The organism is Bacillus sp. 3G2 (assembly GCF_044324725.1).
GTDB classification, from domain to species: Bacteria; Bacillota; Bacilli; order Bacillales; family Bacillaceae_G; genus Bacillus_A; species Bacillus_A mobilis.
Window position 1 is genome coordinate 3994156 of the sequence record NZ_CP172246.1, and the last position, 26101, is coordinate 4020256.

Below are 26101 nucleotides of genomic sequence, written 5' to 3' on the forward strand. Positions count from 1 at the left end.
CTTCTGTCTAATTTTACAAATTGAAAAATTTCATAAAGAAAATAAGAAAAATGCAAAATAATTAAAGTTAATTGTTGACGTGATGCTTTTATTATCGGTATCATAAATCTTCGTGAGCAATTATTTTTCGTTATACGATTTTTTTATTATTACTGAATTTTTGAGAGGAGAAATTAGATGTCAGTTAAGAAGAAAACGCAAGTACGCACCGGCAAAATGGTACGTGAACTAATGTTAGCAGACGAAGATGTAAATGCTTCGCTAATTATGGTATATAGTGAAAACGGTGTAAACGCAGAAATTAAAATCGAGGGCTTAACGCCGAAATGTAACGAAGAATTATTTTTGAGCGGAAACGTGGATTGGAACAAGAGTGTTATTTATAAAATTGTCGATTTCACTGGGAACGCTGAAGTTGGTAAAGTTACATTAACAGCAATGAACAAAAACAATGTTTCTCTAGAAGTTGAACGCGTTATGTGGAGCAAAGAAAATAAAGAAGCTGCTGAGCAAGAAGAAACAGTTGTAGAACCTACTCCGAAAAAAGAAGTAGTTGTAGAAGCTCCAAAAGCAGTTACAGCCGCTCCAAAACCTGTTACGCGAGTAGAAACACCTGTAGCACCTAAACCTACTCCGGCACCAACGCCGAAGCCAGTAAGTGTAGAAGCTGCTGTGGAATTATCTACTCCAGCACCTGTGAAAAAAGTAGTACCAACTCCAGTTACAAAGCAAGAGACAGCAACGGTTTCGCCTGCAAAACCGAAGCAACCTGCTTTGACTGAAACAAATACAAAACTACAAGAAAATTATGTGAAACTCGTGAAAAAGACAATTGAAGTTTGTCAAGATTACGAGCTTGGCATCGACATAGATGATTCTATTGAAAGCTTAAAACAAGAACTACAAAACCAAGGTATTAGCGTTACATTCGACAAAGAAATTATGGACGTTGTAAATCGCCTTCGTTCTTTACAAGATAAAGGAATCAAAGTAGAAAAAGTACTTAATTTACTATAAAAAAAATAAGAGGTGGCAATTGCCACCTCTTATTTTTTATAATTCCATTCCTTACTTTCATACTTCTCTTTTGCTAATGTTTGCACTTCATGTAACTGTTCTTCTGTTAATTCATACGGAACAAGCTCTACATCTAATCCTTTTTCAAACCCAACCTCAAACGCTTTAATTAACTGTTCGATTGTAAACGTACGGTCTGTTAAATCATTAATTGCTACCGCTTTAGAAGAGAACATACTCTTCATACGCTCTTTTACACGTTCATTCGGGAATAAAAACAGATCGTATAATTCATCTAAATCTATTTCTAACGGAATCGATCCGTGCTGTAAAATCACACCTTTTTGACGTGTTTGAGCACTACCTGCGATTTTTCTTCCTTCTACTACAATTTCATACCAAGACGGTGCATCAAAGCATACGCCTGAACGTGGATTTTTTAAATTTTCACGGTCTGCTTCCGTTTTTGGAACTGCATAATATGCTTCTAATCCTAATGCCTTAAAACCGTCTAATAAACCTTGCGAAATAATACGATACGCTTCTGTAACTGTTTTTGGCATATTTGGATGATCTTCAGACACAATAACACTGTACGTTAATTCTTTATCATGTAGTACACCCCTGCCGCCTGTTTGACGACGAACGAATCCGTATTTCTTTTCGTTAACTACATCCATATTGATATCTTTTTCAACACGTTGGAAATACCCAACTGTTAATGTTGGTACTTCCCATTCATAAAAACGAATGGTTGGTGGCATTTTCTTTTCACTTTGCCAATTTAATAAACATTCATCTAACGCCATATTAAATGCCGGTGAACATTGACCAGAGTTAATATAACACCATTTTTCTTTTCCCATCCTGCACCTCATATAACCAATTATTTTTCACATTCTCTAGTCTACCAAATTCGACAAAATTTGTGAAAGAATACGAAATTTCTTCTTATTATGCAAATGAATCTGTTGCATAAATACATACGGGCATTATAATATTGAAAGTAGGATAAGAAAAAAGGGAGCGATAGAATCGTGTCAACAACTTGGATTATTTTATTAGCCGTAATCGTAGCGTTCATCGGCTACACTGTATGGATGTATTTCTATCAGAAAAAATTAATTAAAACACTTTCAGAAGAAGAGTTTCGCGCTGGCTACCGTAAAGCACAGCTTATCGATATTCGCGAAGCAGACGAATATACTGCAGGGCATATTTTAGGCGCACGTAACATTCCGTTATCACAAATTCGCCTTCGTCATAAAGAACTTCGTAAAGATCAACCAGTTTACTTATACTGCCAAAGCGGATTCCGTACTGGTCGTGCGGCTCAATACTTAAAGAAACAAGGCTACAAAGATTTCTACCAATTACAAGGTGGATTCAAAACGTGGACTGGAAAAATTAAAAAGAAATAATAACATACAAAAACTAGCTGAATAATTCAGCTAGTTTTTTCATTCCATATTATTCGCAATGTATAATAAATTTTGCTTAATTACATCTTTATCATTCTCTTGTGCATTACGATACAAAATCTGATATTCAAGTCCTTTCTCTTTCCATATAAGCGTAGCAAATTCGTCTCCTCGCTCAGTATCATCCTTATTTTTAAAATAAGCGAGTGCTCCATTATTCAATTTCATTTGTTCTTGAAATCGCTTCTCTTCCACGAGATCCGGAAAACTATAAGGAAAGTTCGCAACATTTAACTCAATATACTCATTTCTCCCCGACTCCCGCTGTTTATATTTAATCATCAAAACAGTGTTCTTTTTTCCAATCGTTCTGACTTCCCCCTTCACATCACTCGTAATGTCATACGGTAAAAACGCCGGAACTTTAAATTTCACTGGAAAATATTTTGGAAGCTCCTTCAGCGGAATTGGATCCGTAACACGATCCATAGCTCCCCCTGTTGTTCCCACAAAGTTTTTCTCTTCTTGCATCGTTTGCTGAAACGAACATGAACTTAGTACTAGACTAGAAAACACGAAACAAATGATTCTTTTTTTCAATTTGTTTCCGCCCTTTCTTCATACCGCTCTCTTTATGAATAAAGCGTTAATGCCCGACTCATTAAAGTTTCACTTTATATGCTATTCATATTCGCTTCATTAACAAACTCCCCCTTTGAAAACTTTCCACGTTATTCTCACACATTTTGACAAAAACTCTTTTATAGACGCAAAAAAGACCCCCATCATTCTCACGCCCAAATAAAAAGGTTACGCGAATAACAGAAGTCATGTTTATAACATAGTTTGTGAAAAGCTTTTCAGGTCAAGATTTTTTCATTCTTATTATTTTCCCTTTATAATAGTGGAAAGAGGTGATACATATGGCCAATATAAAACAAATTGCAAAAACCGCTGGTGTATCCATATCAACTGTTTCCCGCGTCCTTAATAATCATCCTTACGTAAAAGAAGAAAAACGTAAGCGTGTTCTAGATGCTGTTGAAGAATTGAACTATGCCAAAAATATAAATGCTATTCATTTAATAAAGGGAAAAACCTATACGATCGGGGTTATGCTCCCTTTCATTAATGTTCCTTACTTTAGTACCATTATTGAAGGAATTGGAAACGAAGCGTTGGCAGCTGGATATCACATTAATTTATGCCAAACGAATTACGATAGCATTGAAGAAATTCGCGTTCTTGAAATGATGAAAATGAAACAATTCGACGGAATGATTATTTGCTCTCAAACGAGTTCATGGGAACAAATTGAACCTTTCGCCAAATTTGCCCCTATTATTTCATGCGAAAAAATGAACCACCCCCTCATTTCATCTATCTATGTAGATCATTACGAAGGCTTCCGTCTCGGTACTGCCTATTTACTCAGTAAAGGGCATGAGAAAATCGGGATATGTTTAGCAAGAAAAACGAGTGCAAATTCTATAGAGCGCGAAAAAGCATTCGCAGATACACTTCGTAACGCAGGTAAAACGGCACATCCTGATTGGATTTTTCATCAATGCTATACAATGCAAGACGGTGCACAAATACTCCATCGTATTTTAAACATGAAAAATCGTCCATCCGCTATTTTTACAGCGAACGATCAAGTTGCAGCTGGTTTATTAACAGAGGCGCGAAAACATGGCATTCGAGTCCCTGAAGATCTCGCTATCCTCGGATTTGATAATCATGAAATTTCAAAGGCGTTAGAAATTTCAACTATTGAGCATCCTGGTCTCGCAATGGGCTCACATGCTTTTTCTTTATTCCATAAACAAATCCAGAGCGAGCAAATTGTCGGGAACGCAAAAGAGCTTTCATTCCATTTAATTGAGCGAGATACTGTCTAAAAAGAGCGTTACCTATTGCGCTCTTTTCAGCTATTCCCCTATTGACTTTATATTTTCCATCTCATATAATGAACCTAACGAACGGTAGGTAGGGGATGAAAATGACAGCAAACCGCATTAAAGCTGTAGCACTTTCTCATTTCGCACGCTACGGCTATGAAGGAACTTCATTAGCAAATATTGCTCAAGAAGTTGGGATTAAAAAACCATCGATTTACGCACACTTTAAAGGAAAAGAAGAGCTATATTTTATATGCTTAGAATCCGCTCTTCAAAAAGATTTACAGAGCTTCACAGACGATATCGAAAATTTTTCAAATTCGTCTACTGAAGAATCGCTCTTACAGTTACTAAAGGGCTACGCAAAACGATTTGGTGAAAGTGAAGAATCAATGTTTTGGTTACGAACTTCCTATTTTCCGCCCGATGCATTTCGCGAACAAATTATCGAAAAAGCGAATACACACATTGAGAACGTCGGAAAACTTTTATTCCCTATATTTAAACGTGCAAACGAGCAAAGTGAACTGCATAACATTGAAGTAGAAGACGCTCTAGAAGCTTTTCTATGCTTACTAGACGGACTTATGGTTGAGCTACTATTTGCAGGTTTAAATCGCTTTGAGACTCGTTTAAACGCCTCTTGGCAAGTATTTTGGCGAGGCCTTTCAAACTGACGGATTGCTCCTTTGCAATGCGTCGTTTTTAAGCCCTTTACCTAACGACTGGTAGGAAGGAGAAATGACATATGGCATGGATTTATGTAATCATAGCTGGTATTATTGAAATCTTTTGGGTCATTGGACTAAAACACGCGGAGGCACCACTTGAATGGGCTGGCGTTGCATTATTAATTACAATTAGTTTCGTTTTATTATTTAAAGCTTATAAAGATTTACCTGTCGGCACTGTATATGCAGTCTTTACAGGAATTGGAGCTGGCGGGATCGTTCTGACAGAGATTTTCATCTTCGGAGAACCTTTCTCTATTGTAAAAGTTTTATTAATCGGTTTAATCTTCTTCGGAGTAATTGGGCTAAAACGAGTAACAGAAGAAAAAGAAGCGAAGGAGGCCGCATAAAATGGCTTGGGTATTTTTAATTCTAGCTGGTATTTGTGAAATTATTGGTGTACTCTTTATGAAAGTAGCCACTGAAAAGAAAGGCTGGGCACCAAAAGTTATTTTAATCGCTAACTTCGGCGTAAGCTTCTTCTTCTTATCTCTTGCGATGGACACATTACCGATGGGAACTGCTTACGCGATTTGGACCGGAATCGGAACTGCCGGAAGTGCACTTCTAGGTATTCTTATTTTCCGTGAATCAGCGGATTGGCGTCGACTTGCCTTCTTAAGCTGCATTCTATGCGGCGCTGTTGGCTTAAAACTATTAAGCTAACGTGAGGTGAACGTCATGTGGAAAGAAAAAGGAAAACAAATGTTAGCATGGATTACACTCGGGATTGTCATTCTACTGCAAATCAGTTTTCACATAATAGAATGGTTGTTTCATAAAGTAATATCCATTCTTACATTTCTTCCTAGCATGGCACTTGAAATTGCATCTATTGCTTGGTCTATTATTGCCTCCATTGCAATTGTCATTATATGGAGTATCGCCAAGCTATGGAATACATTATTTAAAAAGGACAGTACTTCTGAAAAAGAGTAACTGTCCTTTTTTATATTCATTCGGAATTTCTGTAGAAGTTTGATGTGATAAGACAAAGAAGACCAACTATGACAATACTGATACCAATCCCTTTATGCAAATTAGGAAATGGTGATGGTATATCTGAATAAAAATTCGCTAATACGAGACCGATCGAAAATAAAAATATCCCTATTCTATATAACCATTTTCTTTTGTTCATCATTCTCCCCTCCTAAAATTCTTCATACACTCCTTTCTTTTGGACATACTACCTAAAAAAGGAGTGAATAATATGCAAAATTCTATACATAAGCAGATCCTATTTTTATTTTTCTTCTTTCTCATTCTCGTTATCATTTTCAGCTTTATATTACATACTCCAAAAGATGTTGTACCGAATAGCCTCTCTGTTTATAAACTCTTACTTTCATATTGTCGTTATTGAATAAGGTGCCTTTTATAGGGCACCTTTTAAAATTCTCTCTTCTCATACAACTTCACTGAAACGAAGATAGATACTATGAACATGCATATTGAACCAACGAATAACAAGTTGTTATATAGTTGAATTTGTTCCAAGTTGATTTCAAAGAACATGGTACCAATTACTATTGGTGCTATTAGTATGAAAAACGTAATAAAAATAGTTGTTTTGTACGCTAACCAAAACGATATTGGTAAAACGAAACTTAAATACACTAAAATAAAGCTAATACTAGCAACCATTTTCGTTTCAATAAATTCAAATAGGTTAACCCCATTCTTCATTCCCATCGTGAAACAACCGACCGTTACGCTTATAAAAAGAATAATAATTGCTACTATATATTTCGCATACACAATTTGTTTTCTCCATATTGGTAAGCTGTTTACTATAACTTCACTCTCATTTTTACTATCTGCTTCAAATGTTTTTACTGTTGCCCCAATTGTAAAAATTACTGACATAATTATGAACAGATTTTCCGTATCTGTTAAAGCCATATAAAAGAAAACAGGATACAGTATGTACCAAATTAAAAATTTCCATTGAATGATGAAATCTTTTAAAATTAGTTGTTTCAATGCTATTCCCCCCTCACAGATCACGCTCATTATAAAAATGAATTGAGAAAAACATGGACATAACATATAAAAGAAGCAGCCCTGCTATAAAACAAATATTTACGACTAAACTCGTGTTCCAAGCATTTTCTACATCTAACCAGACGTTACTTACAATCAGTCCACTTAAATACCCCAACGCAAGTCCGGCGAACGGAGCAATTTGTTTTGCACTGCTATATCCTACTAAAAATTCAATTGGGAGTACGATTATGCTACAAACCAATCCTCCTGTTATTCCGCCAAGAACAGCTCCCCACAGCATAAGTCCAGTTATATATTCATTTTGTAACTGAATTAAACCAATCACTAGCGAGAAAACTCCACCTAAAGCAACTAAAATACTTACAAATATGTATTTCCCTATGACAATATCTTTCCGCTCAAACGGTAAACTATTTACTATTATTTCACTTTTATTTTTCCCCTCATAGCTCATTGACAGTACCATACCAAGAAAAGGTATAGATACGCTAATCGACATAAGGAAACTATCACTATGAAAATCAACAATAGCAAGGAAAAACAAACATATAAGATAAACAAATCCTAACTTTCTTTGCAACATCATATCTTTTAAGACTAATTGCTTGATCATGTTTTACCCTCCTAATATGAAAATGCCCCTTCTATAACTCTGCCTCCTGAAACATTTTCATTGAGAGCAACATTGATATGACTATACTTACTAACACTCCGATACCAACAACACTCATTGCTAGTATAGCCTCTTGAGAGTGGAGTACTTTTAACATGATTATTTCATCACCAAAAATATTACACATAAGGCCAATCATACCCATTAAAGGAAACACCATAATCACATTCAAGATAGTAATACCTTTATATCCCCCAATGTAATTAGCAGGTATCGTTACTACACAATAAATTAAAGTTGCTACTATTGCTGAAAACACTGCATATCCAGGCATAACTATATCCCTGTCCAACAAAATATTTTTTAATATTACGACTATAAAAGTTGCACTCAAACCAACCATAATAAATAATGTGCTTGAAATATATTTAGCTATAACTATCTCTTGTCTTGTTATAGGCAAACTCACTAATACTTTTTCTGCTTTACTTTTCTCGTCATAATAAAAAGAAATATATATAATCGTACTACATGTTATAAATAATCCTATCGCAATCCCCATCGGGTCGACGGAATTCTTAAAAATAGATAAAATGGGTATTAAAAAATAGAAAGGAAACATCTTCTTCTGTAAGAAAAACTCCTTCAAAATCAACTGTTTCATATGAATTCTCCTCTCTACAAATCACGTGCTTCATAAATTCTAATTGTAAGAAACATAGAAGCGATATAAATACTGACTAATGCAATGAATCCAAATATAAATACACCAATATGCATAGGATTCATAATCCACTCCATGAATGAAGGTGTAGTTTCATTCAGCCCATCACTAATAAATATCCAAAGTATCCCCCCGACTCCTATTGATGCTGCTGATACTAGACTTCTTACTACATTCGATTTTATAGCATAATAACTAGGGAAAAAGGTGACAACTAAAAATACGGCGTAAACAAGCCCATTTACTACTCCATACCATGGAATTTCAATGTATAGATTAGGATGATATGCACCGATATCACCAATAACAGCGATACCTCTTATAAGGAAAATAAGCAACAAAGTAGAGAACATGCCACCTACAATAAATATTGCACTGGAGATATATCTAGCAATCACGATATCCTTTCTACTTAACGGTAAACTATTCATAACAATGTCGCTTTTATTCCGTTCATCTATTACAATTAATATCGTAACTGAGGAAAGTGTTACAAATAAACAACTCATAGGAAACAGCATTCCATCACCGTTTTCAAATAAAAAGAATATAAAGGGTATAGTAAGATACACTGGCCATATCCCTCGAAAAAAGAACAAATCTTTATATACGAGCTGACGCATAGGCACCTCTCCCTTTCGCGGTGTAAACGATGATATCATCTAATGTAGGCTTTTCTAGTACAACCTCATTTCCAAACCAATCGACAATTGCTTGTTTATCCTTCGCTAGACCTTCGAAACCAAATTTATTTTTTCGTAATCCAACAAATAGTTCTTTTCCTTCTCGGTCTAATAAATCATTACTTCCTTTTACGACTACGTAGTTCTCCATTAAATCGTCTTTTTCACCAGTAAATATAATTTCTCCATCGTTGATGAACGTAATATAATCTGCGATGCGCTCTAAGTCTGTTGTAATGTGTGTTGAGAATAAAACAGATACTTCATCTTCCATTACAATTTCTTGCAGCATATCAAGTAATTCACTTCGAACAACTGGATCTAATCCTGCTGTCGGTTCGTCCATAATAATAAATTCCGCGTGGTGCGAAAGTGCGATGGCAATCGCAAATTTCATTTTCATCCCTTTTGATAGTTCTTTAATTTTTTTATACTTCGGAACTTGCAATCTATGCATATACGATTGATACTGCTCTTCGTCCCACTTTTTATATAACGGCGCAATAATACGCTTCATTTGTTCACACGTTAAATCTTCATAATAATGATTTTCATCATATACAAAACCGATATTTTGTTTTATTTCTTTTTCGGCTTTCTTATTGTCCTTGCCAAAAATTTTTATATCGCCGCTATCTTTTCGAATTAAATTCATAATCATTTTGATCGTCGTACTTTTCCCAGCCCCATTCGGTCCGACAAATCCCATAATATATCCGCGTGGTAATGTAAAACTTATATTTTTCACTGCAAAATCTTGATAACTTTTACAAACATTTTTTAGCTCTAACATCTCTTATTCCCCCTCATATAAACACGCAATCATCTGCTGTAAATCTTCTAGTGACAGCTGCAACGCTTTACTTTCATTCACAATCTCTTCCGCTTTACTTTCCAGTAAACGTAGCCGCTGTTCTTTTAGTAGTTCATTATTTTTACGTGAAACATAAGTCCCCTTCCCAGCAACAGTTTCTATATATCCTTCTTTTTCAAGCTCCTCGTACGCACGCTTCGTTGTAATTACACTAATTTGTAATTCCTTCGCTAAGCTACGAATAGACGGTAATTGGTCTCCACCCTTTAAACCACCATTTAAAATAAGCTGGCTTAATTGTTTTCTTATTTGCACATAAATAGGGTCTTGGGAAGAATTCGAAATAATAATATTCATGTTTTCCTCCAGTGCGTGTATATACTGTGTATACCTTATATACACAGTATATACACAACATCCTATTTTTGGCAAGAAAAAAAGACCAACATTTTCCTGTTGGTCTTTCGTATATGTATCACTTTTCAAAGCGATCTAACATCTCATCTCTCATTCCGAAACTCACTACCGCAATTCCTACATACATAAACAGAAGGAACGCCGGATGAACTGTGTTGTACCAAGTGCTATCAACAATTAAATAAATCGTTAATGCGACAACAAGAACAAACGCTAAGATAAACATATAAAAGTGTCTTGTACTACCCATAATAAACTCCTCTCTTCTCACTTCACCATTCAACAGTATATTTTATCGAATAATTCGATATGACTCAAGGCTAACTTTCTGTTATGTAATCAAGTTCCACCTTTACAATGTCCTCACATGCTATTGAAATGATCGTTCCTTGCTTATCAATTGCCGTCACTTCTCTATTATCCATTACACGATGCGCTACTCTTTCTAGTACTTTTCCTTGGTCTCGATAACAAAATTCTTTTACATCTTTAATCGTTTTTCCGTTTTCTAAATGGTATATCATTCTATAACACCGATATCCCACATTTCCACCCCCAACTTGCTCGTTTTTTCACATATACATAAAAATGAGTCGTTGCTATCTCATTACATCTTCTTAATTTCAATAAAATTCTAACAAAAATAAATACTTTTATCAAACCGACTTTTTCAACAAAATCACTTATAAAACTGCTTCTTTACGCCATTATGAAACAAAAAATATAAAGTTTTAACATTTTTTTCACTAATTCTGCACAAATTCTCCATATAAAAAAAAGAACCCGCACATAGCGAGTTCTTCCTTTGTTATGCTAATCAAACTTGTACAGGTGCTAGCTTTTCATAACGTAAAACTGGTTTACGAGCAGCCAATGTTTCATCCAAACGTTTAATTACCGTTGTATGTGGCGCTTCTTGTACAACTTCTGGATTTTCTTCTACTTCTTTAGCAATTTGAATCATCTTATCAATGAAACCATCTAATGTTTCTTTTGATTCTGTTTCTGTCGGCTCAATCATAATACATTCTTCCACATTTAATGGGAAGTAAATTGTTGGTGGATGGTAACCGAAATCAAGCAGGCGTTTTGCAATATCTAATGTACGTACACCAAGTTTCTTTTGACGACGACCTGATAATACAAACTCATGCTTACAATGTCTATCGAATGGAAGATCATAGAATGGTGCTAGTCTTCTCATCATATAGTTCGCATTTAATACCGCATACTCCGTTACTGCACGTAGTCCATCTGGACCCATAGAACGAATGTATGTGTATGCACGAACGTTAATTCCGAAGTTACCATAGAACGGTTTTACGCGCCCAATTGCTTCTGGACGATCATAGTTAAAGCGATAGCCATTTTCCGTTTTCTCTAAAATTGGTTTTGGTAAGTACGGAATTAAATCAGCTTTCACACCTACTGGACCAGAACCTGGGCCACCGCCGCCGTGAGGACCTGTAAATGTTTTGTGAAGGTTTAAATGCACAACGTCAAATCCCATATCTCCTGGGCGTGCTTGGCTTAATACCGCATTTAAGTTTGCACCATCATAGTATAATTTACCGCCTGCATTATGGACGATTTCTGCCATTTCTAAAATGTTTTCTTCGAATAAACCTAATGTATTAGGATTTGTTAACATAAGTGCTGCTGTTTCTTCGTTTACAACACGTTTTAAATCTTCTAAGTCAACAAGACCATTTTCATTTGATTTTACTGTAATTGTTTCAAAACCAGCTACAGTTGCAGATGCTGGATTCGTTCCGTGAGCAGAGTCAGGAACAATTACTTTCGTACGGTTAAAGTCACCATTTGCTTCATGGTATGCACGAATTAACATTAAGCCTGTCCATTCTCCATGTGCACCAGCTGCTGGTTGTAATGTAACAGTATCCATACCTGTAATTTCAATTAAATGCTCTTGTAAGTCGTACATTAATTCCATTGCACCTTGTACTGTCTTTTCATCTTGCAACGGATGAATATTTGCAAATCCTGCGAAACGAGCTACATTCTCATTAATTTTCGGATTATATTTCATCGTACAAGATCCAAGTGGATAGAATCCAGAATCAACACCGTGGTTACGGTTTGAAAGTGCTGTATAGTGACGCATAATGTCAAGTTCAGATACTTCTGGTAGCTCTGCATCTTCTACTCGAATATAATCGCTCTCAAACACATCTTCTAGTTTCACTTCTTCTACATCTAATTTTGGTAGGCTATATCCTATGCGTCCTTCTTTACTCACTTCAAAGATAAGTGCTTGGTCTTGGTTCTTCATTGGATAGCCCCCATTTCGTTTACAAGTGTGTCAATTTCCTCTTTTGTACGAAGCTCAGTTACTGCTACAAGCATATGGTTTTCATGCTCTTTATAATCACGGCCTAGGTCGTAACCGCCGATAATATTCTTTTGTAATAATGCATCGTTTACTTCTTTCACTGGACGCTTGCAATCTACAACAAACTCATTGAAGAATGGTCCAGCAAATGTTACAGTGAAGCCTTTCGCTTCAAATTGACGTTTTGCATATTGTGCTTTAGAAATGTTTTGACGTGCCATTTCTTTCACACCTTGTTTACCAAGTGCCGTCATTGCAACTGATGCTGCTAATGCATTTAACGCTTGGTTTGAACAAATGTTAGACGTCGCTTTGTCACGGCGAATATGCTGTTCACGCGCTTGTAACGTTAATACAAATCCACGTTTACCATCTGAATCTACAGTTTGTCCAACAAGACGTCCTGGAATTTTACGCATAAATGCTTTCGTTGTTGCAAAGTAACCACAGTGTGGTCCACCAAACTGCGTTGGAATACCAAATGGTTGTGCATCACCGATTACAACATCAGCACCAAATTTCCCTGGTGGTGTTAATGCGCCTAATGATAATGGATTTGAAGAAACGATAAATAATGATTTTTGTTGATGAACGATTTTTTCAATATCAGCTAATTTTTCAACTTGTCCGAAGAAGTTTGGATATTGAACGATTACACAAGCAACTGTATCATCTACTTCACTTTGTAATACGTCTAAATCTGTTACACCATCTTTATGATTAATTTCAACAACTTCAAGATGTTGACCTTTTGCATACGTTTCAAGTACTGCTCTTGATTCTGGATGAACTGCGCTAGATACAAGAATTTTCTTTTTACGAGTATGGCCAGCTGCTAGCATTGCCGCTTCAGCTAAAGCTGTACCTCCATCGTACATAGAAGAGTTTGCTACATCCATTCCTGTTAATTCACAAATCATTGTTTGGAATTCAAAGATTGCTTGTAATTCCCCTTGTGAAATTTCTGGTTGGTATGGCGTGTAAGCTGTATAAAATTCTGAGCGAGAGATAACATGATCTACAATTACTGGAGCGTAATGATCGTATACGCCTGCTCCTAAGAAAGAAGCGTATTCTTTTAAGTTAGCATTTTTACTAGCCATTTGAGATAACTCTTTTAACAGCTCTGGCTCTGATTTTGCTTCTTTAATTTTTAAATCCCCTTTAAAACGAACACTCTCTGGAATATCAGAGAATAACTCATCGATCGTTTGAACGCCGATCGTTTGTAACATTTCTTTTTTGTCTTCTTCTGTCATTGGAAGATAACGATGCAACATGAAATCTACCCCTCTCCCCGTTACTTTGAACGTTTATAAAATGGTGTTGGAACAACTACTGCTTTGACGCGTTTATTACGAATTTCAATTTCTACTTCTGTATCAACTGCTGCGTATTTTACATCAATTAGTGCTAAACCAATGCTTTTCTTTAACGTTGGAGATTGTGTACCACTCGTTACTTCCCCGATTTTTTCTTCTCCAATAAATACAGGGTAATGCGTACGAGGAATTCCACGTTCGATTACTTCAATGCCGACTAACTTACGAGGCGCACCGTTTTCTTTTTGCTCTTTTAACGTTGCTTTTCCAAAGAAGTCTGCTTCTTTATTTGGTTTTACCGCAAAGCCAATTCCAGCTTCAATCGGTGTAATATCTTTTGATAATTCTTGACCATAAAGTGGTAATGTTGCTTCAAAGCGAAGTGTATCACGAGCACCTAAACCACATGCTTTTAAGCCTTCTTCTGCTCCAACTTCAAGAAGTTTCTCCCAAAGTTTTGCAGCATCTTCACTCTTACAGTAAATTTCAAATCCGTCTTCACCAGTGTAACCCGTACGAGATACAAGTGCTGGAATTCCATCTACAAGAATATCGTTTTTAAATTTAAAGAACTTAATTTCTTTCAAATCTTCTGACACAACTTTTTGTAAAATGCCTTCTGCTTTTGGTCCTTGAATTGCAAGCTGTGCAACTTCACTAGAAACATTGACTACTTTCGCATCGCCAATTACATGGCTAGCTAACCATTCGTAATCTTTCTCGATATTTGATGCGTTGATTACTAATAAATAGTCCTCTTCACCACGTTTGTAGATTAATAAATCATCTACTGTACCACCATTTTCGTAGCACATAGCTGTATATTGTGCGCCTCCTACCTTTAAGGTAGAAACGTCATTTGTAACAACACGTTGTAAAAATGCTAAACTATCTACACCTTTTACCTCAACTTCTCCCATATGAGACACATCGAACAAACCTGCAGCCGTACGTACAGCTTCATGTTCTTCTTTAATGCTTGAAAATTGAACTGGTAATTCCCAACCACCGAAGTCGATTGTTTTCCCACCATACTTCGCGTATACATCAAATAACGGTGTACGTTGTAATGTAATCATGCTCTCTCCCCCTTATGCTTTGACAAATCAATAAAAGTTGCTCGCCATATCTAAACATTTTCACTCTGAAAAGATAGGATATACGGAATCTCATTATATTTTTTTATGAAAGCGTAAATAAAAAATCACTTTCTTGGATAAAATACGAAAGATTCCACACATTTCACACCATTATCCTAACATTATTCGCTATATTTCATCAATATTCTAGCATAAAAAATAATTTAGAATTTTTTATTCTTAATCTTATTAAATACAACTTTCAAAATTCAACCCTTTATCTTTGCCTATTCTTTAACTTTTAGTATGTGTAATAGTGCCTTATTACAAGGTTTATATAATAAAGATTTTTTTAATAATTACTTTAGTTTATAAAAGGTGGGTGCGTCGTAATGAATGTCGATATTTCCGTAGATCGAACGTGGCAAAACAATTTTTTAAATAGAATTGACGAAGATGGCCCTTGGACAAACTGGGATTTATATCATTTAGCTTATAAAACAGAAAAATCGTTACTTGTTCCTACTTTCGATGGATTACAAGCACCGAAACATTTATCTCATTTCACACCACTTCCTCATCAATTAGAAGTCGCTCAAAATGTCATTGAACAAATGAATGGTAAAGCGATACTAGCAGATGAAGTAGGACTTGGGAAAACGATTGAAGCTGGACTTATTTTAAAAGAATACATGGTCCGCGGCCTTGTGAAAAAAGTACTTATACTCGTCCCGGCCTCTCTCGTATCACAATGGGCATACGAACTAAATACAAAGTTTTTCATTCCCGCTGTAGCCCAAAGGAAAAGCTATTCATGGGAACAAGCCGATGTGATTGTATCATCAATTGATACTGCAAAACGTTCACCGCATCGCGATATCGTTTTGAACTTAGAATATGACCTTATTATTATCGATGAAGCACATAAACTTAAAAATAATAAAACAAAAAACTATGAATTTGCACAGCGATTAAAAAAGAAATTTTGCTTATTACTAACTGCTACTCCTGTTCAAAATAAGATTGATGAAATTTTCAACCTTGTTTCTTTATTAAAACCAGGACATTTAGGCAATCAATCCAACTTTGAAGAATATTACGCTTCAAAAAATCGTTCAGCCGAATCTGATGAAGATTTAAAAGCTCTTATTAACAAGGTGATGGTCCGAAATCGACGGCATAATACCGGAATTGATTGGCCAAAGAGACATGTACGTACAATTTTCGTTGAGTTTAATGAAGAAGAACAAGCTTTGTATAACGGGATTGAAAATTGGCGAGGTCAAGATGCCTTCACATCTGCTTTCTCATCGTTAACTTTAAAACGAGAAGCGTGTAGTAGTCGTGAGGCCGTTTACTATTCATTAAAAAAACATGTAGAAAAACGACAGAAGGAAAATGAGCATTACATAAAAGACCCGCATATTGATGTGCTAATGGATAAAATTAATCATATTCCTTTCAACTCAAAAGCGAATAAAGCTCTTGAGCTTATAAAAGAAATTGACGATAAAGTCGTCATCTTCACAGAATATCGAGCATCACAAATGTACTTACAATGGTTTTTACAACAACACGGCATTTCTTCCGTTCCATTCCGCGGCGGATTTAAACGCGGGAAAAAAGACTGGATGAAGGAGCTTTTCCAAAATCACGCACAAGTATTAATTGCAACTGAAGCTGGTGGTGAAGGGATTAACTTACAATTTTGTAGCCATATGATCAATTATGATTTGCCATGGAATCCAATGCGTCTTGAACAAAGAATCGGACGTATTCACCGTCTTGGTCAAAAGAATGATGTTCATATTTATAACTTAGCTACAAAACATACTGTTGAAGAACATATTTTGAAGCTGTTATATGAAAAAATCAATTTATTTGAGCGTGTTATCGGTGAACTTGATGAAATTTTAACGAGAATTAATATGAAAAACATCGACGCGCACATTCAAGAAATATTTGCGCAATCAAAAAGCGAAGGAGAAATCCGAATTAAGATGGAAAACTTAACATCTATTATCGACTTCGCGAAACGAAATGAAGCTGAGGTGCAAGGCTATGCAGCAACATGAAATTCATAATTACTTATACAATTTTTTCGAGGCGAATAACTGTGAAATTTTACAGCGCTCCCCTCATCTATTAGATGTGCAGTTAACAATTGAGATGGATAAATTATTAATGAATCGCCCTTTTTATTGGCACTATCTTGAGAAAACAGGAGGCGTACCGAATCCGATGCGCCTTACTCTTATTACAAATCCAGAAAATGAAGAAAACGATGGCGAGCTTATTCACTACGGTTCACCACGTCTTCATCAAATTTTTCAAACGACTAAAGAATTAGGCTCTTACATACGTTTATATGAGGAAGTACGGCATAGCAGGGCAACACATACACCGCTCCACCCTTGGCTCGGTGTAAATATTAAAGTTTCCTATCAATGTGATCGAAAAAAAGACATCCTTCACTCCATTGGGATTCATCTCATTTCTGGCACAATGATCGCAAACTTTCATGAAACATTAGCTAAAATTAAACTTACACCGAAAATACCTGATTTTTGTTTTACGCTCTCGCCTATCATTAAACCGCAAAGTGGTTTACAACGTATAGAGGACGCTTTAAAAAATATTATTGCAGAAGATGACCATACGTGGGCGAAGGAAGCAAGAGTGCGCTGGAATCACGATTTAGACCTTTTAAATCGTTTTTATGAAGAAAGTGATGAACTTCCCGAAAGCTACGAAATTGAAAAACAAGCACTGCAAGAACAATACGAGCCACGTATTACAGTGCAAATTATTAACGGTGGACTTTTTTATGTTACCGCGAATCATTTTCTATCTTAAAAAGCCCCTTCTGTTTTAGAAGGAGCTTTTTTGAGTTATCCTCTATCGCTATTACGCTCTTGTTGTTTTTGCTTTGCCATACGTTTTTGATGCGCACGATCCTTTGCACTCACATGATTTGCATCAGTTGGAAGATTTTCTTTTGAACGGCCAATTCCGTTGCTCATCTGTTTCACTCCTTTTATATCTTTCAAAATACACCCTTATTTTCAGCTATAGATACAATCCTTATACAAAAAAATAAGAGCAGCCATTGGCTACTCTTACTCACTCACATATTTTTGAAACATATCATGGATGCCTTTATTTACAAGGTTCGAGATCTGCTCGTCAGATTTATTCGGATAACGATCACGCAATCTGATAGATGCCTTCACCATTAAATTTTCTAATACAGAACGGCCACCTTCTCCATAAATAATTTCAGCATATTTAACAAGCCTTCCATCCTCTACTGTTGCTGGATTATGATTGAAGAAAAATTTACTCATTGTCTCCACCTCTCTCTTTTGATAACGTTTACATTTATATAGATTATTTATGTTATTTATTTCACAATATTGTATGCATGTATATTTAATTAGTTTCATTATAAAGCAACATATCGATAGTAAATATGTGATTTTCCGTCCATTTTGTGAACAAACTAAAAATGAAAGCGTTTCCTTTATTATATACTAAAAAAACTTACTACGCTAGGGGCAATTTTTTCAATCTACTAATCCCTCAAAAATCTATATATTTTTTCTTTTCCCATTAAACCTTATACAATTTTCAGAAATTATATTATAAAATATATGTATGACTTAAGGAGGCCCTATATGAATCAAAATAAAAAAGCTATATTAGATCTTGTCTTTTATCTCGTAATCCCATTCCTCATTTGGAAATTTGCAAAACCTTATATCGATCCTTATTACGCGATGTTACTTTCCTCTGTTCCGGGGATTATTTATACACTGTATACCTTTAAAAAAGAAAAACAGTTTAACGTAACAGGATTCTTTATTTTAATTACACTCATTTCTAATACAACGGTAGATTTATTATCTGGATCAGCTGAACGCATGTTGTGGAACGATGCGTATTATCACATCGTACTAGGTATTATCGTTATATGTACCATTTTTATAAAAAAACCACTTATGTTATATTTCGCAGCAGATATTGCCGCACTGCAAGGCCATGACCGTGATAAAAGTCGTGAACTGTATCGTGATAGTCGTATCTATCCGGCACTACAATATTTAACGCTATTTTTCGGGCTGCAATTCATATTAAAAAGCTTCTTAAAAATTTATTTCATCTCTGTTTTCGGTGTAGATGGCTATGGTGAAATGAGAGCGATTATGACCGCTGTTGGATGGGGCATTTCCATTTGTATCGGAATTGGATTTGTCTGGGTGAACAATAAAATACATGCCGTTACAGAAGAAAAAGAATCCGTACAGTAAATGAAAATCCCCTAGTAGCATCATACTACTAGGGGATTTTTATTTTGCTACACATATTACGAAATCGTTAACTTGATTTTTTTCTTTTATCTTTTACGTTTCGATAAAACAAAGCAGCACTTAGCGGCATAACACCAAACCACTTATTCATAAATGGCTCTTTTTCAGCACGGCGTTGTTCTTTCTTTTGTTTACGATCTTCTTTTGGAGCATCCATATACGACACAAACTGCTGTGTCACAAAGCGAACATAATCATTAGTAGACATATTATCATCACCTCTACTTGATTAGTATGTCCACTTTTTCATTCATTAATCTTTTCTTTTAATTCATTCATAATTTGCTTTACAGACTTATTCGTCGTATCAATATGAATATGAGCCTCTTCATAATAAGCTCGGCGCGATTCAAATTTTTCCACAAATGTCTCTATATCTTTCTTCTGAAATAGTGGACGCGTCGTATCTTCACGAAGCCTTTCTGCAATTACATGTGGATCACAATATAAATACACGACAGTTCCATTTTCCTTCATCCACTTTCGGTTTTCCTCTCGTTCAATGATTCCACCACCAGTTGTAATAATTACATTACAACTCGGTAGTGAACGTAACATTTCACTTTCATATTCCCGAAAAGCCATTTCGCCTTCTTCAGCAAAAATATCACGAACCGCCTTCTCCTGCTTCTCTTCAATTTTTTGGTCTGTATCGATAACATCCATATGAAGTTCTTTACTTAACGCTTTTCCAATTGTTGTTTTCCCAGCTCCCATATAACCGGTTATGTATATAGATTTCATGTTCGTTCCTCTCAATCATCCTTTATTATTTGTTATTATAACGAAAGATTTCACTATTTAATAAAAAAACGTTTTGTTCTTCTTATACAATGAAGAACAAAACGTTTCATACACACTTTTACTTATAAGCGCCTCTTCTCACCCACTGCGTTGCAATCCATTTCTCACCTTTCGTTACAGGTGCCCCTCCATGTAACGTAAGCTCATTTAATGATTGGTATTGATAAAAATACTCAAAGTATACTGCCATTCCCTTTCTAGGGTGCACAGAAAGATTTAATTTCGGGAAGAATGTTTCTCCGCCCTCTTCTACATCATTTAAGTACATAACAAGCGTACTAATACGATTATTAGAAGCTGATCTACTATGTTCCGCAAAATAATCATAGTGCGCTTTATATTGTTGATCCACTTCATAATTTAAAATGTGTAATCCTTCTCCATGCGACGCTGGAACATTCATGATAGAAGAAATTCGTTTTTCAATCTTCGCAGTAAGTTCATTATCGTCCAAAAATGCACCCTTACTCGTTCGAATATCATTTACATCACGTGATGAACCAACTTTAGAGCGCGCTAACTTACTTTTAGACAATTCAATTAATTCATCGCATTCTTCATCGCTTAATACATTTCCTAACACGACAATAAGAGGTTCTTCGAATTTTGAAATAATGTGTATTTCCCTATCTTCTGTCATAATTGCATTTCCTTTATGATCAAAAATAGTTTGTTCCTTATTTTCACCTATTTGATTGTTATTTGTCATTTCCCTATTCTCCCTAAAAAAATATGTTTGGATAGCTTGAATATATCACATTCTTTCTACCTTTCTCTTTTTTGAGAAAATTTAAACTTTCAACTGTTTTATTTATCCATTTTCTTTGAAAAAATAACCTCTTTTTAAATGAAAATTTATGGTTTTTTATCCGTATATTTCACATACTATCCTTCTATCCAATCGAATATTTTCTCATCCTTTTTTCTATACCGAAAGCTTACTTTATAGAAAATTTCCTGTTTAATTTTGCACTGCAACGACACGAGTATAACATCGTTTTCAAAGACGTAATTTCCACTTGCTTCGCCCTTTTCATATTGAAAGAAAAATATATCTTCCTTTTCTTTTTGCTGTAAGTCTTTTTTTATACTTGTAATCGATCGATTTAGTAGTTCCTCCATTACAAACTTTTGCTCTATTTCAATATAAAATTTTTTATCTATAAGTAACATATTCGTTTCGTATACAAAGAACGAAGTGAATAATACAAGAAAAATGATTGTTCCTGGCATCGTAAATCCATCTTGTTTTCTCATATATTTATTTCCATTTCGCTATACCTTACAGCTACACCTTCATATATTTTCCCACTCCTATCTTTCACATTTATAAAAAGCAAATGAGGTGTTACTTCATACGAAACCATTTCAATATTTTGTAATATAAATTCTCTTCCGCGCATATTCACTTTTCTTATCAGGTGATTATTCAATTTTTCATACGTCACTTCATCTCCAGTGCGAAGGCGGAAGCGCAAAAGACTATCTTTATTTTCATTGACTACTTTTTCTACAAAAGATACTTCACGAAACTCTAACTGTACTTGTCCTAAAAACACATCCCATTCCCAATTATTTAATCCTTTTGATTGGTCGTTTTCTATCCCAATAAAATTTAAACGTGGCAAGAGTAAAAAGAACAGTGATAACAGAAAAAAACATACGATCATTTCTATTAATGTAAAACCAACTTCTAATTTATTTTTTCTCCTGCATAAAAGCATTGTTCCACCATTCTTCCTTTCACATCTTTCCACATAGCACAAACTTCATCTCCTCCCCAATATGTGTAATATACATTTCCATTTACGACTTTTTCTTGTTGTTGTTTCGCCCCATTTTCATACGTATATAAAGCCGCTTCTCTTTTTAATAATACAAATGCTTTATAACGAATTTGTATGTTTTTTCGTTCTTGCATAATCAATACTGTTTGCGGAAGTAGTAAAGTCACTGCCATCATTACTATACTTAACGCTACAAGCATCTCAGCCATCACTGACCCTTTTTGACATTTCACGATACGTAAATCTCCCTCTTCCAAGCTGAAATACAATCTCATATTTATAATTTCGATACGAAAGTAAAATCGTGCCACCTCTATTAATATTTCCACTCGGATTATATGTCATCGGATTGGGAAATGTATTCAAATCAATTTGTATATCGCTATCATATTCTCTTTTAATGATAGTAAGATTCATACTTAGCTCCCCTATATAATACGTATGTCTATCTTTATGCCATCGTAATGTATAGTGTTTTTGCCGATTTATCGCTAATTGTTGCATATACAAAATATCATTTGAAAACTGTCTTAAAAATTGTTCGACTTTTTGTTTTTCATGTAGTGAATGTACGTTAAAATACGTGACCATACTTAGTACAGAAATTGCAAATAGAACGAGTAGCATTTCTAAAAGAGTAAAACCTTTTTGTTTCACAGTTTCCCAGTTGTTACTGTGCCATCATTTGAAATATGAATGGATTCACCATTCGGACACTCATCAGCTGTAATATATTTTCCATCCCTTAACTCTTTTAGCGAGGGGATTTTATTATGTTGTAATTGGTACACCTGTATTTGAGCTTCTATAGATTTCACATAGGCTTTACATCCTGTTCCTTCGACGGATGAGCGCTGTGTAACTACATTCGGAATAATTAATAGTAATAATACAGTTATGACGACCATAACTAATAGCATTTCTAAAAGGGTAAATCCCTCCTCATTCTGCATGTAAACACCCCCTAAATAGAATTCATCATTTGAAACATTGGCATAACCATCGCTAAATACATAAGAACGACTATTCCTCCAATACACGTAAATAAAATTGGTTGAATAATCACTAACATACGTTTAACTTTTTGCTCCATCTTTTCCATAATAAGATCGCTATAGTCACCTAATTCAATAGCCAAATTACCATTTGCTTGTCCATGCGTAATAATATAAGAAAGTTCTTCCTCATAATATCCACTTTTAGCAATAATAGATTGCAACGGTTCTCCCGCAATTAATTGGCGTTCAATTCGGCCTGCTTCATACTCAAAGAACGGATGATATTTTTGCTCCATCATTATTGTTAGCGCCTCAAATACTGATAGTCCGCCGTGTAATAAGCCGCTTAATTGAGTGGCGAAATAATGTGAATGCTTTAAAATAAGAAATGTTTTTACGAGGGGGATACGGAGCTTAAATTTTACCTGCTGAATATGCGGGAGTTTCCGAAAGTAAAATATATATACGCTACAACCAATCATAACGATAAAAATAGTGCTAAAAATAAGATAGGGTAGTAGCTTAATTGCACTTAATATTTGTTCTGTAAATAACGATGCTGTAGAACCGAATGAACTATATACCATATCAACCTGCGGTAATAAAATGCGGTTAAAAATCAAAATCATGATTATTAAAAAGAACGCCAAAAACATAGGATACTGCATGATTTTCATCATATCTTTCCTATACTTATCCTTTTTATAAAGAAGTGCGCTACCTTGTTGCAATGCAAAAGAAATATCACCATGTTGCTCGGCATAAAATAAATAACTTAACATCTCCTGATGAAACTTTAATTGATGAAAAGAATCGTGTAGACTTTTTCCATCTTTTAATCCATCAATCATGTGCTGCAATTGTACTTTCTTTTCTAAAGGTAATTGAAACCGTAAAAATTCTAATGCCTGCAAAAGGGGGTATCCTTTTTCTAATAGTTCTCCTAATCGTTTCAGCAATACTACTTGATCACTTAAACTCCATATTTTCTTAAACATACACATCCTCTTCTAAAAATCCTAAAGCGTATCCTTTTCGTATTGAAGATTCTAATGTTTCGTGCTTGTATGTGACACATTCCCCATTCGCTTCCTTAATTGCTTGTTTTAACTCATATCCATATAACAACTCATAAATACTCGCTTGTCTTACTTGCCTCATTGATTTACATAAAGTTGAGCACTTTCTTTTGCAAAACGGACACTTCAATTCGACAAGTCGTTGTGCAGCTATAGCCAATAAAGATTGTTCAATTTCTTGCCTCGTTATACCAAAATCCATGAACCTGAGTATCGCCCCTTTCGCATCATTCGTATGCAGTGTCGTCATTACTAAATGTCCAGTCAAACTTGCTCTTATAGCAATTTTCGCTGTTTCTTCATCACGAATTTCACCGACTAAAATAATATCCGGATCATGACGTAAAATAGCCTTTAATCCCGCCTCATATGTGATACCTGCTTTTTCATTTATTTGAATTTGTAATACATCGTCATTTCTTTTTTCAACTGGATCCTCCAGTGTAACGATGCGACGTGTTTTCTTTTTTCTAATTACCTCTAACAATGCATACATTGTTGTTGTCTTTCCAGAACCAGTTGGTCCAGTAAATACGAGTAACCCATGTGAATAATGTAAAAAAGAGAGTAGTTTCTTCGCTGTACTTGGAAATAACGAAAGATGAGATAACGGCTGAATAGATGCTTGTAAATGAAGACGAATAACGAGACTTTCTTGATATACAGTTGGTAGCGTGGAAAGGCGTAAATATACTTCTTGCCCATCCATTTGTAAATACAGTGAACCATTTTGTGGCTTCCGCCTCTCCCCTATATCCATGGATGCTAAAAATTTAAAGTGTGAAACAAGTTTTTCTCCAAATTTTTTTTCGATACAGTGTCTCGTCATTAAATCTTTTCCTATACGCAGTTGAACCGCTACATCCTTCTTCCGGGGCACAATATGTAAATCCGAAGCTTGTACCCTACACGCCTCTTTCAAAATCGTATTCGCAAAACTTTCAATTCCATTCATTATTTTTCCCTCCCCACTATGTATATAGCATGAAAAAATTCAAAAGAAAAATCAGCATTTTTGTATTTTCACCAGAGAAAAAAGGAAAAATATGTTTGTGAAATTATGAACAATTTCCGAATTATTGTCTGAAATTACCTATATGAAAGTTTATCTGTATTATAATGTTATTATCTTGGATAAAGTGATAAAGGTGGAGATCCTCATGGAACAAGCTTTAAAAATTACAGGTGTATTATCTGACCCAACTCGTTATTACATTTATAAATATATTTCTCAAAAACATAGTTACGTAACTGTACAAGAAATTGCAGATGAGTTTGAAATTCATCCAAACGTAGCGCGTTTACATTTATCTAAATTAGAAGATGTTCATATGCTGAAATCTGAAACGAAGAAAACTGGAAAAGGCGGACGACCAAGCAAATTATATGTATTATCTGAAGATGTTATCCAATTACAATTTCCATTCCGTGATTATCAATTATTAGCAAGAATCGCATTTAATTCTTTACTTAGTCTTGGTGCTGCTGGTGAAAAAGCGCTATACGAAACTGGAAAACAGTTCGGAGCCGAATTAATGCAACAACATATGCTGCGTTTAAATGTGAATGAAGATGCTTTAACAGTCGAGCAAAAAGTTCAAATTGCAAAAGAAGCTTTCTCAACAGCTGGCTTATCACCTGCATTTGAATTAAGTGCAGATGGAACGAAAATTTTCTATGATGTACACAATTGTCCATTTAAAGAAGTTGCTGTTCATCACCCAACTGAAATTTGTAATATGCACGGAGATATGATGAAAGGGATTTTTGAAATCCTATTTCCTAACACGGAATTAACACGAAATGACAGTCTACTAGATGGATGTAAATCTTGTAATTATAAACTAACAATTTAATTTTCTCATATAAAAAGAAGCCAATTATAATTGGCTTCTTTTTATATGAACGAATATTTACAATAGTAAGAAAAATAAACTATAATGAGGTGAGGTTTACTTTTTTTAGAAAAGGAGGGAGA

Annotated in this window: 38 protein-coding genes; 12 read left to right on the plus strand and 26 right to left on the minus strand. The window is 35.0% G+C overall.

From position 1 onward, the window contains the following. Positions 1-177 precede the first annotated feature (177 nt). A complete protein-coding gene (locus ACHZK0_RS20445; RefSeq protein WP_395760839.1) occupies positions 178-1017 on the plus strand; it encodes a hypothetical protein in 840 nt (279 codons plus the stop codon). A gap of 29 nt (positions 1018-1046) precedes the next feature. On the opposite strand, the gene ACHZK0_RS20450 is transcribed toward ACHZK0_RS20445, so the two are convergent. Then, positions 1047-1883: a lipoate--protein ligase family protein gene (locus ACHZK0_RS20450; RefSeq protein ID WP_131934238.1), complete on the minus strand. Its 837-nt coding sequence runs from the start codon at positions 1881-1883 to the stop codon at positions 1047-1049. A gap of 171 nt (positions 1884-2054) precedes the next feature. On the opposite strand from ACHZK0_RS20450, the gene ACHZK0_RS20455 reads away from it, so the two are divergent. Further along, a complete protein-coding gene (locus ACHZK0_RS20455; RefSeq protein ID WP_048531103.1) occupies positions 2055-2438 on the plus strand; it encodes a rhodanese-like domain-containing protein in 384 nt (127 codons plus the stop codon). A 39-nt stretch (positions 2439-2477) separates the two neighbouring features. Here the strand turns inward: ACHZK0_RS20455 and ACHZK0_RS20460 are convergent, their stop codons facing one another. Continuing rightward, a complete protein-coding gene (locus ACHZK0_RS20460) occupies positions 2478-3014 on the minus strand; it encodes a DNA polymerase III subunit delta (RefSeq protein WP_262740669.1) in 537 nt (178 codons plus the stop codon). A gap of 347 nt (positions 3015-3361) precedes the next feature. On the opposite strand from ACHZK0_RS20460, the gene ACHZK0_RS20465 reads away from it, so the two are divergent. From ACHZK0_RS20465 to ACHZK0_RS20485, 5 genes are all read left to right on the plus strand, one after another. After that, positions 3362-4339, plus strand: coding sequence for a LacI family DNA-binding transcriptional regulator (locus tag ACHZK0_RS20465; RefSeq protein ID WP_262740582.1), 978 nt, complete (start codon positions 3362-3364; stop codon positions 4337-4339). A 95-nt stretch (positions 4340-4434) separates the two neighbouring features. Beyond that, a complete protein-coding gene (locus ACHZK0_RS20470) occupies positions 4435-5016 on the plus strand; it encodes a TetR/AcrR family transcriptional regulator (RefSeq protein WP_002073006.1) in 582 nt (193 codons plus the stop codon). A gap of 71 nt (positions 5017-5087) precedes the next feature. Then, positions 5088-5420 carry a DMT family transporter gene (locus ACHZK0_RS20475; protein WP_061677420.1) on the plus strand — a complete coding sequence of 111 codons (333 nt, stop codon included), beginning with the start codon at positions 5088-5090 and terminating at the stop codon, positions 5418-5420. A gap of 1 nt (position 5421) precedes the next feature. Next, complete coding sequence (locus tag ACHZK0_RS20480) at positions 5422-5736, plus strand: DMT family transporter (RefSeq protein ID WP_000312621.1); 315 nt, start codon at positions 5422-5424, stop codon at positions 5734-5736. Positions 5737-5751: 15 nt separating this feature from the next. After that, complete coding sequence (locus ACHZK0_RS20485) at positions 5752-6009, plus strand: DUF3975 family protein (RefSeq protein ID WP_262740581.1); 258 nt, start codon at positions 5752-5754, stop codon at positions 6007-6009. A gap of 16 nt (positions 6010-6025) precedes the next feature. Here the strand turns inward: ACHZK0_RS20485 and ACHZK0_RS20490 are convergent, their stop codons facing one another. The 12 genes from ACHZK0_RS20490 to gcvT form a co-directional block, all read right to left on the minus strand. Further along, positions 6026-6214, minus strand: a complete 189-nt coding sequence (locus ACHZK0_RS20490) for a hypothetical protein (RefSeq protein ID WP_081110183.1) — start codon at positions 6212-6214, stop codon at positions 6026-6028. Positions 6215-6462: 248 nt separating this feature from the next. Continuing rightward, on the minus strand, positions 6463-7086 hold the full coding sequence (locus ACHZK0_RS20495; RefSeq protein WP_262740668.1) for an ABC-2 transporter permease: 624 nt from the start codon (positions 7084-7086) through the stop codon (positions 6463-6465). After that, entirely contained in the window at positions 7070-7693 is a 624-nt protein-coding gene (locus ACHZK0_RS20500; protein ID WP_395760840.1) for an ABC-2 transporter permease, read from the minus strand. The genes ACHZK0_RS20495 and ACHZK0_RS20500 overlap by 17 nt, the downstream gene beginning before the upstream one ends. 31 nt (positions 7694-7724) lie before the next feature. After that, positions 7725-8357: an ABC-2 transporter permease gene (locus tag ACHZK0_RS20505; protein WP_395760841.1), complete on the minus strand. Its 633-nt coding sequence runs from the start codon at positions 8355-8357 to the stop codon at positions 7725-7727. 14 nt (positions 8358-8371) lie between these two features. Further along, positions 8372-9040 (minus strand): ABC-2 transporter permease, encoded by a 669-nt coding sequence (locus ACHZK0_RS20510; RefSeq protein WP_395760842.1) that lies wholly within the window; start codon positions 9038-9040, stop codon positions 8372-8374. Continuing rightward, a complete protein-coding gene (locus ACHZK0_RS20515; protein ID WP_375811207.1) occupies positions 9021-9893 on the minus strand; it encodes an ABC transporter ATP-binding protein in 873 nt (290 codons plus the stop codon). The genes ACHZK0_RS20510 and ACHZK0_RS20515 overlap by 20 nt, the downstream gene beginning before the upstream one ends. A gap of 3 nt (positions 9894-9896) precedes the next feature. Beyond that, entirely contained in the window at positions 9897-10271 is a 375-nt protein-coding gene (locus ACHZK0_RS20520) for a GntR family transcriptional regulator (RefSeq protein WP_001021351.1), read from the minus strand. Positions 10272-10389: 118 nt separating this feature from the next. After that, on the minus strand, positions 10390-10581 hold the full coding sequence (locus ACHZK0_RS20525; RefSeq protein WP_000535935.1) for a hypothetical protein: 192 nt from the start codon (positions 10579-10581) through the stop codon (positions 10390-10392). Positions 10582-10651: 70 nt separating this feature from the next. Continuing rightward, positions 10652-10855: a DUF3929 family protein gene (locus ACHZK0_RS20530; RefSeq protein WP_000639160.1), complete on the minus strand. Its 204-nt coding sequence runs from the start codon at positions 10853-10855 to the stop codon at positions 10652-10654. Between the two features lie 293 nt (positions 10856-11148). Next, the gene (gene gcvPB / locus ACHZK0_RS20535; protein WP_262740575.1) at positions 11149-12624 is read right to left on the minus strand and encodes an aminomethyl-transferring glycine dehydrogenase subunit 2; all 1476 of its coding nucleotides are present in this window, start codon (positions 12622-12624) and stop codon (positions 11149-11151) included. After that, on the minus strand, positions 12621-13964 hold the full coding sequence (gcvPA, locus tag ACHZK0_RS20540; protein ID WP_000903236.1) for an aminomethyl-transferring glycine dehydrogenase subunit 1: 1344 nt from the start codon (positions 13962-13964) through the stop codon (positions 12621-12623). The genes gcvPB and gcvPA overlap by 4 nt, the downstream gene beginning before the upstream one ends. Before the next feature lie 20 nt (positions 13965-13984). Continuing rightward, positions 13985-15085 carry a glycine cleavage system aminomethyltransferase GcvT gene (gcvT, locus tag ACHZK0_RS20545; protein WP_087956936.1) on the minus strand — a complete coding sequence of 367 codons (1101 nt, stop codon included), beginning with the start codon at positions 15083-15085 and terminating at the stop codon, positions 13985-13987. Positions 15086-15477: 392 nt separating this feature from the next. Between gcvT and ACHZK0_RS20550 the strand changes: the two genes are divergently transcribed. Both ACHZK0_RS20550 and ACHZK0_RS20555 read left to right on the plus strand, forming a co-directional pair. Next, the gene (locus ACHZK0_RS20550) at positions 15478-17160 is read left to right on the plus strand and encodes a DEAD/DEAH box helicase (RefSeq protein ID WP_061677397.1); all 1683 of its coding nucleotides are present in this window, start codon (positions 15478-15480) and stop codon (positions 17158-17160) included. After that, positions 17147-17941, plus strand: coding sequence for a YqhG family protein (locus tag ACHZK0_RS20555; RefSeq protein WP_395760843.1), 795 nt, complete (start codon positions 17147-17149; stop codon positions 17939-17941). The genes ACHZK0_RS20550 and ACHZK0_RS20555 overlap by 14 nt, the downstream gene beginning before the upstream one ends. A 35-nt stretch (positions 17942-17976) precedes the next feature. Here the strand turns inward: ACHZK0_RS20555 and ACHZK0_RS20560 are convergent, their stop codons facing one another. Further along, positions 17977-18108, minus strand: coding sequence for a hypothetical protein (locus tag ACHZK0_RS20560; protein WP_061677393.1), 132 nt, complete (start codon positions 18106-18108; stop codon positions 17977-17979). A 96-nt stretch (positions 18109-18204) separates the two neighbouring features. Continuing rightward, positions 18205-18432 carry a hypothetical protein gene (locus ACHZK0_RS20565; RefSeq protein ID WP_000032702.1) on the minus strand — a complete coding sequence of 76 codons (228 nt, stop codon included), beginning with the start codon at positions 18430-18432 and terminating at the stop codon, positions 18205-18207. A 73-nt stretch (positions 18433-18505) separates the two neighbouring features. Between ACHZK0_RS20565 and ACHZK0_RS20570 the strand changes: the two genes are divergently transcribed. Further along, the gene (locus ACHZK0_RS20570) at positions 18506-18622 is read left to right on the plus strand and encodes a hypothetical protein (protein WP_003279814.1); all 117 of its coding nucleotides are present in this window, start codon (positions 18506-18508) and stop codon (positions 18620-18622) included. A 140-nt stretch (positions 18623-18762) separates the two neighbouring features. Next, the gene (locus ACHZK0_RS20575) at positions 18763-19395 is read left to right on the plus strand and encodes a VC0807 family protein (protein WP_001073110.1); all 633 of its coding nucleotides are present in this window, start codon (positions 18763-18765) and stop codon (positions 19393-19395) included. A gap of 67 nt (positions 19396-19462) precedes the next feature. On the opposite strand, the gene ACHZK0_RS20580 is transcribed toward ACHZK0_RS20575, so the two are convergent. The 10 genes from ACHZK0_RS20580 to comGA form a co-directional block, all read right to left on the minus strand. Continuing rightward, a complete protein-coding gene (locus tag ACHZK0_RS20580) occupies positions 19463-19663 on the minus strand; it encodes a YqzE family protein (protein WP_000106080.1) in 201 nt (66 codons plus the stop codon). A gap of 38 nt (positions 19664-19701) precedes the next feature. After that, the gene (locus ACHZK0_RS20585; protein ID WP_395760844.1) at positions 19702-20199 is read right to left on the minus strand and encodes a shikimate kinase; all 498 of its coding nucleotides are present in this window, start codon (positions 20197-20199) and stop codon (positions 19702-19704) included. 118 nt (positions 20200-20317) lie between these two features. After that, entirely contained in the window at positions 20318-20968 is a 651-nt protein-coding gene (locus ACHZK0_RS20590; protein WP_395760845.1) for a 2OG-Fe(II) oxygenase, read from the minus strand. Between the two features lie 176 nt (positions 20969-21144). After that, on the minus strand, positions 21145-21516 hold the full coding sequence (comGG, locus tag ACHZK0_RS20595; RefSeq protein ID WP_395760846.1) for a competence type IV pilus minor pilin ComGG: 372 nt from the start codon (positions 21514-21516) through the stop codon (positions 21145-21147). Then, positions 21513-21983 (minus strand): competence type IV pilus minor pilin ComGF, encoded by a 471-nt coding sequence (gene comGF, locus ACHZK0_RS20600; RefSeq protein ID WP_270605880.1) that lies wholly within the window; start codon positions 21981-21983, stop codon positions 21513-21515. Before comGF ends, comGG begins: the two co-directional genes overlap by 4 nt. Continuing rightward, positions 21953-22255 carry a competence type IV pilus minor pilin ComGE gene (gene comGE, locus ACHZK0_RS20605; protein ID WP_238955220.1) on the minus strand — a complete coding sequence of 101 codons (303 nt, stop codon included), beginning with the start codon at positions 22253-22255 and terminating at the stop codon, positions 21953-21955. Before comGE ends, comGF begins: the two co-directional genes overlap by 31 nt. Continuing rightward, positions 22248-22703, minus strand: a complete 456-nt coding sequence (comGD, locus tag ACHZK0_RS20610; protein WP_262743203.1) for a comG operon protein ComGD — start codon at positions 22701-22703, stop codon at positions 22248-22250. The genes comGE and comGD overlap by 8 nt, the downstream gene beginning before the upstream one ends. Beyond that, positions 22700-22999, minus strand: coding sequence for a competence type IV pilus major pilin ComGC (gene comGC / locus ACHZK0_RS20615; protein ID WP_061677382.1), 300 nt, complete (start codon positions 22997-22999; stop codon positions 22700-22702). The genes comGD and comGC overlap by 4 nt, the downstream gene beginning before the upstream one ends. A gap of 11 nt (positions 23000-23010) precedes the next feature. Then, the gene (comGB, locus tag ACHZK0_RS20620; RefSeq protein WP_395760847.1) at positions 23011-24042 is read right to left on the minus strand and encodes a competence type IV pilus assembly protein ComGB; all 1032 of its coding nucleotides are present in this window, start codon (positions 24040-24042) and stop codon (positions 23011-23013) included. Continuing rightward, positions 24035-25078, minus strand: coding sequence for a competence protein ComGA (gene comGA / locus ACHZK0_RS20625; protein ID WP_395760848.1), 1044 nt, complete (start codon positions 25076-25078; stop codon positions 24035-24037). The genes comGB and comGA overlap by 8 nt, the downstream gene beginning before the upstream one ends. A gap of 205 nt (positions 25079-25283) precedes the next feature. On the opposite strand from comGA, the gene ACHZK0_RS20630 reads away from it, so the two are divergent. Then, a complete protein-coding gene (locus ACHZK0_RS20630; protein ID WP_395760849.1) occupies positions 25284-25979 on the plus strand; it encodes a helix-turn-helix transcriptional regulator in 696 nt (231 codons plus the stop codon). The last annotated feature ends 122 nt before the right edge of the window (positions 25980-26101 follow it).